This window comes from Salmonella sp. JXY0409-18, assembly GCF_020268625.1.
In the GTDB taxonomy this organism is placed as follows: domain Bacteria; phylum Pseudomonadota; class Gammaproteobacteria; order Enterobacterales; family Enterobacteriaceae; genus Salmonella; species Salmonella enterica.
In genome coordinates this window covers 4,590,291-4,600,775 of the sequence record NZ_CP084216.1, presented here as the reverse complement: position 1 = coordinate 4,600,775, position 10,485 = coordinate 4,590,291, and the positions used below count along the sequence as shown (strand labels likewise).

Genomic DNA, 10,485 nt, shown 5'->3' with positions numbered 1-10,485 from the left:
GTGTTCATGCCTGACCAGGATCGTTTGAAACGATCAGGACCGCGGATCATAGCCTAAACTGAGCAAGAGATCTTCTGTTTCTCACAGATTCTTCCCGATTTATCCACAGGACTTTCCAGGAAAGGATAAGTGTAATCGATCCTGGGGAACTCCTGTACGCTTTCGCGCGCATATTGAAAAAATTAATAGGTAAAGGTGAGCAGACGCCTAAAAGATCGCATAAAGATCCAGGGCGATCCTTGCGCTTTACCTGGCAGTCCGTATAATTCTCCACCCGTCGCGCAATGCCCGTCATATGGCGTCAACGCTGCTTATTTTCCGCACAAAAAGGCGTGGAAAATCGCGGGAAAATAAGGAAAGAGAATTGACTCCGGAGTGTACAATTATTACAATCCGGCCTCTTTAATCACCCACACTGTGGCGTAAGTCGTTCAAAGTTTGTTCGGGTATACGCAAAAGTCAGTGAATTTATTCAAGTTTAGGTAGAAATCGCCATGAAACGCACTTTTCAACCGTCTGTACTGAAGCGCAACCGTTCTCACGGCTTCCGTGCTCGTATGGCTACTAAAAATGGTCGTCAGGTTCTGGCACGTCGTCGTGCTAAAGGCCGCGCTCGTCTGACCGTTTCCAAGTAATAAAGCTAACCCCTGAGTGGTTAAGCTCGCATTTCCCAGGGAGTTACGTTTGTTAACTCCCGCTCATTTCACATTCGTCTTCCAGCAACCTCAACGGGCTGGCACGCCGCAAATCACCATCCTCGGCCGCCTGAATTCGCTGGGGCATCCCCGTATCGGTCTTACCGTCGCCAAGAAAAATGTTCGACGTGCGCATGAACGCAACCGGATTAAACGTCTGACGCGTGAAAGCTTCCGTCTGCGCCAGCATGAACTTCCTGCAATGGATTTCGTGGTGGTGGCGAAAAAAGGGGTTGCCGACCTCGATAACCGTGCTCTCTCGGAAGCGTTGGAAAAATTATGGCGCCGCCACTGTCGCCTGGCTCGCGGGTCCTGATAGCCCTTATTCGGGTCTATCAACGCCTGATCAGTCCGCTGCTTGGGCCGCATTGTCGTTTCACGCCAACGTGCTCAAGCTACGGAATTGAGGCATTGCGCAGGTTTGGAGTGATAAAAGGCAGTTGGTTGACGGTGAAACGCGTATTAAAATGCCACCCTTTACACCCTGGTGGTGACGATCCCGTCCCGCCCGGACCATTTGATACCAGAGAACACTAACGATGGATTCGCAACGCAATCTTTTAGTCATCGCTTTGCTGTTCGTGTCTTTCATGATCTGGCAAGCCTGGGAGCAGGATAAAAATCCGCAACCTCAGACTCAACAGACCACGCAGACAACGACCACCGCAGCGGGTAGCGCCGCCGACCAGGGCGTACCAGCCAGTGGCCAGGGGAAAATGATTACGGTGAAAACCGATGTGCTTGATTTGACTATCAACACCCGTGGTGGTGATGTCGAGCAGGCCTTGCTCCCGGCTTACCCGAAAGAACTGGGTTCCAACGAACCGTTCCAGCTGCTGGAAACCACCCCGCAGTTTATCTATCAGGCGCAAAGCGGCCTGACAGGCCGCGACGGCCCGGATAACCCGGCGAACGGCCCGCGTCCGCTGTACAACGTCGAGAAAGAGGCGTTTGTACTGGCCGACGGTCAGAACGAACTGCAGGTTCCGATGACTTATACTGACGCCGCAGGCAACACGTTTACCAAAACGTTTGTCTTTAAGCGTGGCGATTATGCGGTTAACGTGAACTATAGCGTGCAGAACACCGGCGAAAAACCGCTGGAAGTCTCCACCTTTGGTCAGTTAAAACAATCCGTCAACCTGCCTCCTCATCGCGACACCGGCAGCAGCAACTTTGCGCTGCATACGTTCCGCGGCGCAGCGTACTCCACGCCGGATGAGAAGTATGAGAAATACAAATTCGACACTATTGCCGATAACGAAAACCTCAACGTCAGCTCCAAAGGCGGTTGGGTGGCAATGTTGCAACAGTATTTCGCTACCGCATGGATTCCGCGTAACGACGGCACCAACAATTTCTACACCGCCAATCTGGGTAACGGCATTGTCGCTATCGGCTATAAAGCGCAGCCGGTACTGGTACAGCCAGGCCAGACTGGCGCGATGACCAGCACCCTGTGGGTCGGCCCGGAAATTCAGGATAAAATGGCGGCTGTTGCACCGCACCTGGATTTGACCGTGGACTACGGCTGGTTGTGGTTCATCTCTCAGCCACTGTTCAAGTTGCTGAAGTGGATCCACAGCTTTGTGGGCAACTGGGGCTTCTCCATTATCATCATTACCTTTATCGTTCGCGGTATCATGTACCCGCTGACCAAAGCGCAGTACACATCAATGGCGAAGATGCGTATGCTGCAGCCGAAAATTCAGGCGATGCGCGAACGTCTTGGCGATGATAAACAGCGCCAAAGCCAGGAGATGATGGCCCTGTACAAAGCGGAGAAGGTTAACCCACTGGGCGGCTGCTTCCCGCTGATCATCCAGATGCCTATCTTCCTGGCGTTGTACTACATGCTGATGGGTTCCATTGAACTGCGTCATGCGCCGTTCGCGCTGTGGATTCATGACCTGTCCGCACAGGACCCGTACTACATTCTGCCGATCCTGATGGGCGTAACGATGTTCTTCATTCAGAAGATGTCGCCGACCACCGTGACCGACCCGATGCAGCAGAAGATCATGACCTTTATGCCGGTCATCTTTACGGTGTTCTTCCTGTGGTTCCCGTCAGGTCTGGTGCTGTACTATATCGTCAGCAACCTGGTCACCATCATTCAGCAGCAGCTGATTTACCGTGGTCTGGAGAAGCGTGGCCTGCATAGCCGCGAGAAGAAAAAATCCTGATTCGGTGTAGGCCGGATAAGGCGAAGCCGCCATCCGGCAAGGCGCGCCGGTCAGCCTGATGGCGCTAACGCTTATCAGGCCTACAATCAAAAGGCGGTCATATGACCGCCTTTTTTTATTGCAACAAAGTTGAGACTAACCATGAGCCATAACGACACTATCGTCGCCCAGGCAACCCCACCGGGACGCGGTGGCGTGGGTATCCTGCGTATCTCTGGTCTGAAGGCGCGCGACGTTGCGCAAGAGGTGCTGGGCAAGCTGCCGAAGCCGCGCTATGCCGACTACCTGCCGTTTAAAGACGTTGACGGCAGCGCGCTGGATCAGGGTATTGCGCTGTGGTTCCCCGGCCCGAACTCCTTCACCGGTGAAGATGTGCTGGAGCTACAAGGGCACGGCGGTCCGGTGATCCTGGACCTGCTGTTAAAACGTATCCTGACGCTTCCAGGCGTGCGCATTGCCCGACCGGGCGAGTTCTCCGAGCGAGCGTTCCTCAACGATAAGCTCGATTTAGCCCAGGCGGAAGCCATTGCCGACCTGATCGATGCCAGTTCCGAACAGGCGGCGCGTTCGGCGCTAAACTCGTTACAGGGGGCATTTTCCGCCCGCGTTAACCACCTTGTGGAAGCACTTACTCACCTGCGAATCTACGTCGAAGCGGCTATTGATTTTCCGGATGAGGAGATCGACTTTCTCTCTGACGGCAAAATCGAAGCGCAGCTCAATGGCGTCATCGCCGATCTTGACGCCGTGCGCACCGAAGCGCGCCAGGGTAGCCTGCTGCGCGAAGGGATGAAGGTAGTGATTGCCGGACGCCCGAATGCCGGGAAATCCAGCCTGCTGAATGCGCTGGCAGGCCGTGAAGCTGCCATTGTCACCGATATCGCCGGTACCACGCGCGACGTGTTGCGCGAGCATATTCACATCGACGGGATGCCGCTGCATATCATCGATACCGCCGGACTGCGCGACGCCAGCGACGAAGTTGAGCGTATCGGCATCGAACGCGCCTGGCAGGAGATTGAACAGGCCGATCGCGTGCTGTTTATGGTGGATGGCACCACGACGGACGCCGTTGACCCTGCCGACATCTGGCCGGACTTTATCGCCCGTCTGCCCAAAAATCTACCGATTACCGTGGTACGTAACAAGGCGGATATCACCGGCGAAACGCTGGGTATTAGTGAAGTAAATGGTCACTCACTGGTTCGCCTCTCGGCGCGTACCGGCGAAGGCGTCGACGTGCTGCGTAACCACCTCAAGCAGAGCATGGGTTTTGATACCAATATGGAAGGCGGCTTCCTGGCCCGCCGCCGTCACCTGCAGGCGCTGGCGGAAGCCGCTGAACATCTTGAGCAGGGCAAAGCACAGCTATTAGGCGCGTGGGCGGGGGAACTGCTGGCGGAAGAGTTGCGCCTGGCGCAGCAAAGCTTAAGCGAGATTACCGGCGAGTTTACCTCCGACGACCTGCTGGGACGGATTTTCTCCAGCTTCTGTATCGGCAAATAACGTTATGTTGCCCGGTGGCGCGATGCTTACCGGGCCTACAAACCCCGTAAGCCGGATAAGGCGTTTATGCTGCCATCCGACAGCAATGATTTCCCATGCGGAAATCACTGTTGTCCAAATGGCAACTCGTCTCGCGCAACGTCGCCCCGTATTCTTAGCGCCACACTTTTCGTGAGGCCGCTATGAAACGTTTTCTACTGTGTAGTTTTGCCCTGGTTTTACTCTATCCTGCCGGTATTGATATGTATCTGGTCGGTTTACCGCGTATAGCCGCCGATCTGAACGCCAGCGAGGCGCAGTTGCATATCGCCTTCTCCGTTTACCTGGCCGGAATGGCGACGGCCATGCTGTTTGCCGGGAAGATAGCCGACCAGTCAGGCCGCAAGCCGGTCGCGATCGTCGGCGCGCTCGTCTTTATGACGGCCTCACTGCTTTGTTCACGGGCGTCGGAAGGCTCGCTATTTCTGAGTGGGCGTTTTCTTCAGGGGGTAGGAGCAGGCGGCTGCTATGTGGTGGCGTTCGCCATTCTGCGCGACACGCTCGACGAGCATCGTCGGGCGAAAGTGCTGTCATTATTGAATGGGATTACCTGTATTGTGCCGGTACTCGCCCCGGTGATGGGGCATTTGATTATGCTTCGTTTCCCCTGGCAAAGTCTGTTCTATACGATGTCCGCGATGGGCATTATTGTGGGCCTGTTATCACTGTTTATCCTGCGCGAGACGCGCCCGGCAAGGCTGGCTCCACGCGATTTATCACGATCGTCGCCCGCCGCCGAGTCGCTGGTTAACCGTTTTTTCGTCAGTCGACTGGCGATCACCACCCTTAGCGTGTCGGTGATCCTGACCTTCGTCAATGCCTCTCCAGTGCTGCTGATGGAGGTGATGGGATTTAGCCGTGGCGACTATGCCATTACCATGGCGCTCACCGCAGGCGTCAGCATGGTCGTCTCTTTTTCTACCCCTTTTGCGCTTGGGTTATTTAAGCCGCGAACCTTAATGCTCGTCTCACAGGGGCTGTTTTTGACGGCTGGCGTGACGTTAAGCCTTGCTCATACCAATACCGTCACGCTCTTTGGCCTGACGCTTATCTGCGCCGGATTCTCGGTTGGTTTTGGCGTCGCGATGAGCCAGGCGCTGGGGCCGTTTTCGCTGCGCGCCGGAGTGGCCAGTTCCACGCTGGGTATCGCGCAGGTTTGCGGTTCATCACTGTGGATTTGGCTGGCGGCAATACTCGGTATCAGCGCGATGAATATGCTGATCGGGATTCTGATTGGTTGTAGCATAGTGAGTATTCTGCTGATCTTCTCCGTCACGCCCAACAGGTCCGTAGCCGAGCATGAAGAAATCCCTTACCAATCTCGATCTTAATCTGCTGTTATGCCTACAGTTACTCATGCAGGAGCGCAGCGTCACTAAAGCTGCAAAACGGATGAACGTAACACCCTCTGCGGTCAGCAAATCGCTGGCGAAACTCCGGGCATGGTTTGACGATCCGCTGTTCGTCAATACGCCGCTGGGCCTGGCGCCGACGCCGCTGATGGTCAGTATGGAGCAAAGTCTGGCGGACTGGATGCAGATGGGGAACCAACTGCTTGATAAGCCGCATCATCAAACGCCGCGCGGTTTAAAATTTGAGTTGGCGGCAGAGTCGCCGCTGATGATGATTATGTTTAATTCACTGTCGCAGCAGATTTATCAGCGCTATCCGCAGGCTACCATTAAGGTTCGCAACTGGGATTATGACTCGCTGGAGGCGATTACGCGTGGGGAAGTCGATATCGGATTTACCGGACGCGAAAGCCATCCCCGCTCGCGAGAATTGCTCAGTCTGTTGCCGCTCGCGATTGATTTTGAGGTGTTGTTTAGCGATTTGCCGTGGGTCTGGCTGCGGGAAGATCATCCGGCGCTGCGCGAAGCGTGGGATCTGGACACATTTCTGCGCTACCCGCATATCAGTATTTGCTGGGAGCAAAGCGATACCTGGGCGCTGGATGATGTCCTGCAAGAAATGGGACGCAAACGCCATATTGCGTTGAGCCTGCCGGGGTTCGAGCAGTCGCTCTTTATGGCCGCCCAGCCGGATCACACCCTGATAGCAACCGCGCCGCGCTATTGCCAGCACTACAATCAGCTCCACCAGCTACCGTTAGTGGCGCGCCCCCTGCCTTTTGATGCGCAACAGCGGGAAAAGCTGATGGTGCCGTTTACCCTATTATGGCACAAACGTAATAGTCATAATCCCAAGATTGTGTGGCTACGACAGGCTATCAACACGCTCTGCCGTCGCCTTATCTGACCACCTGCGTTGATAAATTAACCTTCCTCTTACCAGAAATATCACCGTCTGATTAAAGAACCTTCTGAAATTGAATTTTTAGCGCGTAAAACCTGTCCATAATTTACGTTAATGTTACTCTCGTCATTATCACGGCCCATTAATCACGGAGCGAAAAATGGCGACTCACTTTGCCAGAGGGATACTTACGGAGGGACAGTTGGTTTCAATTCGTCTCTCTTCGTCTTGCCATATTGAAGCCAGAAACCTGCCTGCTCACCGACGAACGCGTTTTCTCGCCTCCAGAGGCCTTCTTGCCGAACTGATGTTTATGCTGTACGGAATTAGCGAGCTGCCGGAAATCATTATTCAGGCGAAAGGTAAACCCGCGTTTCGTGACAAAAATCTGCCAGGTTTTTCTATCTCCTACGCCGGAAATATGGTTGGCGTGGCGTTGACCACCGAAGGAGAGTGCGGGCTGGATATGGAATTACAGCGCACCTCCCGCGGCTTTCACCATCCGCATTCGCTCGAACGCCACCCTTTCTCCCGCAATGAAAACTTATGGGTAGCCAATCAAAACGATCCCAACGAAGCGCGAGCGCAACTCATCACATTGCGCCAGAGCGTGTTAAAACTCACCGGCGATGTCATGAATGACGATCCGCGGGAGCTGCAACTTTTACCCGTTGCCGGACGCCTGAAGTGCGCGCATGTCACACAGCTTGAAGCCGTATGCGATGCGGAAGATGTGCTGGTATGGTCCGTAACCGTTACGCCAGCGATAGAAAAATTAAAAGTGTGGGAGTTCGATGGCAAACTGGGCTGGAAAAGCCTGCCCGATATCCAGACGCGCGCCAATGAGCCAACCGGCCGTCTGATGCGATTCGCCCAACTCCCCGCCGCCAAATCGTATACGCTTAATCGTTCATAATGAAAAAAGGGGCACGTATGTCTGAAACGCTGAATGTGGTTACACTGCTGGGAAGTTTACGCAAAGGTTCCTTTAACGGGATGGTGGCGCGTACGCTGCCTAAAGTCGCGCCGGCAGGAATGACGGTATCGCCGCTGCCTTCGATCGGGGATATTCCGCTGTATGACGCCGATATCCAGCAGGAAGAGGGATTTCCAGCCAGCGTAGAGGCGCTGGCGGAGCAGATTCGCAACGCTGACGGCGTCGTCATTGTGACGCCGGAATATAACTATTCCGTTCCCGGCGGCCTGAAGAATGCCATCGACTGGCTATCCCGTCTGCCTGAGCAGCCGCTGGCGGGTAAGCCCGTTCTTATCCAGACCAGTTCAATGGGGGCGATTGGCGGCGCGCGCTGCCAGTATCATCTGCGCCAGATTCTGGTGTTCCTTGATGCGATGGTGATGAATAAACCGGAGTTTATGGGCGGCGTGATTCAGAATAAAGTCGACCCGCAGACTGGAGAAGTGGTGGATCAGGGAACGTTAGATCATTTGACCGGTCAGCTGACCGCATTTGGCGAGTTTATTCAGCGCGTTAAAGCGTAAGTTATTTAAAAACCCTCCCCCGATGGGGCGAGGGTTCATTTCATCAGTGTGCGTCAATAAACACAATCTTCAGCACGAATAACAGCGCGACAATCACTACGCACGGGCTAAGGTCGCGTAGGCGGCCTGTCCCGATTTTCATCACGCAGTAAGAGATAAAGCCCAGCGCGATACCTTCGGTGATCGAGAAGCTAAACGGCATCATTACCGCCGTAATAAACGCCGGGACCGATTCGGTTAAATCCTGCCAGTTTACCCGCGCCAGGCTGGAGGTCATCAGCACGCCGACGTAAATCAGCGCGCCCGCCGCCGCGTAAGGCGGCACCATGCCCGCCAGCGGCGACAGGAAGATAACCAGCAGGAACAAAATACCGACCACCACCGCCGTCAAACCGGTGCGACCGCCCACCGAAACGCCGGAAGACGATTCAATATAAGCGGTCACAGAAGACGTTCCGACAAATGCGCCAGTGACGGAAGAGATACTATCAACAAACAGTGCCTGCTTCATGCGCGGGAATTTGCCTTTCTCATCCGCCAGGCCGGCTTTATCGGTCACGCCAATCAGCGTACCGGAGGAGTCAAACAGGTTTACCAGCATGAAGGAGAAAATAACCCCCGCCAGGCCAAGATTGAACGAGCCTGCCAAATCGACATGCCCTACCACGCTGGTGACGCTTGGCGGCGCGGAGACAATGCCGTTGTAGTGTACATCGCCCATCATCCAGCCAAGCAGCGTCGTGACGATGATGGACACCAGCACCGCCGCATGAATGTTGCGCGAAGCGAGAATCGCAATAATAAAGAATCCGAGAACCCCCAGCAGCACGCTGTGCGAGGTCAGGTTGCCGATGCTGACCAGCGTTTCCGGATTTGCGACAATCACGCCGGCGTTTTTCAGCCCCATCATGCCAATAAACAGGCCGATGCCGCTGGTGATGCCCACGCGCAGGCTGACCGGAATGTTGGCGATCATCCAGTAACGCACGCGGAAGATAGTCAGCAATAAAAGACCAACAGCGCCCCAGAAAATGGCGCCCATGCCTACCTGCCACGGCAGTCCCATTGCCTGAACAACCACGAAGGCAAAGAACGCATTCAGCCCCATCGCGGGCGCCAGCGCCACCGGCAGGTTAGCGAACAGGCCCATCAGAATGCTGCCAAAGGCTGCAATCAGACAGGTGGTCACAAAGACGGCGCTGGTGTCCATGCCAGCTACGCCCAGAATTTGCGGGTTAACAAAAACGATATAAACCATCGTCAGGAAAGTGGTAAAACCGGCGATCACTTCGGTTCGTGCCGTCGTGCCATGTTCGCGCAGTTTAAACACGCGTTCCAGCATACCCTGACCAGAAGCCTGGGTGGTGTGTTGTTGACTCATTATCAATTTCCGGAGAAAGGAGGGAAAATTCGCCGTTATCCTATACCAAAATGCGACACCTGGCGCAGTTGTGTGGTAATTTTTTTCACTCAATTTGTTAGTACGGCAACGATTGCGTCCCCTCATTCAGCATTACGTAAACGTTAAACTTGTTAAAATGGAAATGACATGTCCCAAATCGAAGCGGTGTTTTTTGACTGTGACGGCACGCTGGTCGACAGTGAAGTGATTTGCTCGCGCGCCTATGTCACTATGTTCCGGCAGTTCGGCATTACGCTTGAGCTCACGGAAGTATTCAGACGCTTTAAAGGCGTAAAGCTCTACGAAATTATCGATACCATCAGTAAAGAGCATGGCGTTGCGCTGGCAAAGGCGGAGCTGGAACCCGTGTATCGCGCCGAGGTTGCGCGCCTGTTCGATACCGAACTGGAAGCGATCGCGGGCGCAAATACCCTGCTGGAGAGCATTAAGACGCCCATGTGCGTGGTATCCAACGGGCCGGTCAGTAAGATGCAGCATTCGCTGGGTAAACTGGGCATGTTGCATCATTTTCCCGATTTGCTGTTTAGCGGTTACGATATTCAACGCTGGAAGCCCGATCCGGCGCTGATGCTCCATGCGGCGAACGCCATGAAGGTCAATGTTGAGAAGTGTATTCTGGTGGATGATTCCAGCGCAGGCGCGCAGTCAGGAATTGCGGCGGGAATGGAAGTGTTTTATTTCTGCGCCGATCCGCATAACAAGCCGATCGATCACCCTAACGTGACGACGTTTACCGATTTGGCGCAGTTGCCGGGATTGTGGAAAGCGCGCGGGTGGGAGATTACGCGTTAACTGAAATGCCGGATGGCGCTGACGCTTATCCGGCCTACAGCATCTGTACCTGTAGGCCGGATAAGCGCAGCGCCACCGGGCAAAAGAA

Annotated in this window: 11 protein-coding genes; 10 read left to right on the top strand and 1 reads right to left on the bottom strand. The window is 54.6% G+C overall.

Going from position 1 to position 10,485, the window contains the following annotated elements; genetic code table 11:
• Nucleotides 1–494: 494 nt before the first annotated feature.
• From rpmH to LDB27_RS22260, 9 genes are all read left to right on the top strand, one after another.
• A complete protein-coding gene (gene rpmH / locus LDB27_RS22300) occupies nucleotides 495–635 on the top strand; it encodes a 50S ribosomal protein L34 (RefSeq protein WP_000831330.1) in 141 nt (46 codons plus the stop codon).
• A gap of 16 nt (nucleotides 636–651) precedes the next feature.
• Entirely contained in the window at nucleotides 652–1,011 is a 360-nt protein-coding gene (rnpA, locus tag LDB27_RS22295) for a ribonuclease P protein component (protein ID WP_000239725.1), read from the top strand.
• Nucleotides 975–1,232, top strand: a complete 258-nt coding sequence (gene yidD, locus LDB27_RS22290; RefSeq protein WP_001307474.1) for a membrane protein insertion efficiency factor YidD — start codon at nucleotides 975–977, stop codon at nucleotides 1,230–1,232. Before rnpA ends, yidD begins: the two co-directional genes overlap by 37 nt.
• 2 nt (nucleotides 1,233–1,234) lie before the next feature.
• Nucleotides 1,235–2,881 carry a membrane protein insertase YidC gene (gene yidC, locus LDB27_RS22285; RefSeq protein ID WP_000378283.1) on the top strand — a complete coding sequence of 549 codons (1,647 nt, stop codon included), beginning with the start codon at nucleotides 1,235–1,237 and terminating at the stop codon, nucleotides 2,879–2,881.
• Nucleotides 2,882–3,022: 141 nt separating this feature from the next.
• A complete protein-coding gene (mnmE, locus tag LDB27_RS22280) occupies nucleotides 3,023–4,387 on the top strand; it encodes a tRNA uridine-5-carboxymethylaminomethyl(34) synthesis GTPase MnmE (protein WP_000019081.1) in 1,365 nt (454 codons plus the stop codon).
• 182 nt (nucleotides 4,388–4,569) lie between these two features.
• Nucleotides 4,570–5,757, top strand: coding sequence for an MFS transporter (locus LDB27_RS22275; RefSeq protein ID WP_000819623.1), 1,188 nt, complete (start codon nucleotides 4,570–4,572; stop codon nucleotides 5,755–5,757).
• A complete protein-coding gene (yidZ, locus tag LDB27_RS22270) occupies nucleotides 5,726–6,685 on the top strand; it encodes an HTH-type transcriptional regulator YidZ (RefSeq protein WP_000749365.1) in 960 nt (319 codons plus the stop codon). The genes LDB27_RS22275 and yidZ overlap by 32 nt, the downstream gene beginning before the upstream one ends.
• Nucleotides 6,686–6,842: 157 nt before the next feature.
• Nucleotides 6,843–7,598 carry a 4'-phosphopantetheinyl transferase family protein gene (locus LDB27_RS22265; RefSeq protein ID WP_000190678.1) on the top strand — a complete coding sequence of 252 codons (756 nt, stop codon included), beginning with the start codon at nucleotides 6,843–6,845 and terminating at the stop codon, nucleotides 7,596–7,598.
• Nucleotides 7,598–8,182 (top strand): NADPH-dependent FMN reductase, encoded by a 585-nt coding sequence (locus tag LDB27_RS22260; protein WP_001527038.1) that lies wholly within the window; start codon nucleotides 7,598–7,600, stop codon nucleotides 8,180–8,182. The genes LDB27_RS22265 and LDB27_RS22260 overlap by 1 nt, the downstream gene beginning before the upstream one ends.
• A 43-nt stretch (nucleotides 8,183–8,225) precedes the next feature.
• Here the strand turns inward: LDB27_RS22260 and adeP are convergent, their stop codons facing one another.
• A complete protein-coding gene (gene adeP / locus LDB27_RS22255; RefSeq protein WP_001519317.1) occupies nucleotides 8,226–9,563 on the bottom strand; it encodes an adenine permease AdeP in 1,338 nt (445 codons plus the stop codon).
• Nucleotides 9,564–9,731: 168 nt separating this feature from the next.
• Here adeP and yieH point away from each other — a divergent pair, with 168 nt between their 5' ends.
• A complete protein-coding gene (gene yieH / locus LDB27_RS22250; RefSeq protein WP_000078081.1) occupies nucleotides 9,732–10,397 on the top strand; it encodes a 6-phosphogluconate phosphatase in 666 nt (221 codons plus the stop codon).
• Nucleotides 10,398–10,485 lie beyond the last annotated feature (88 nt).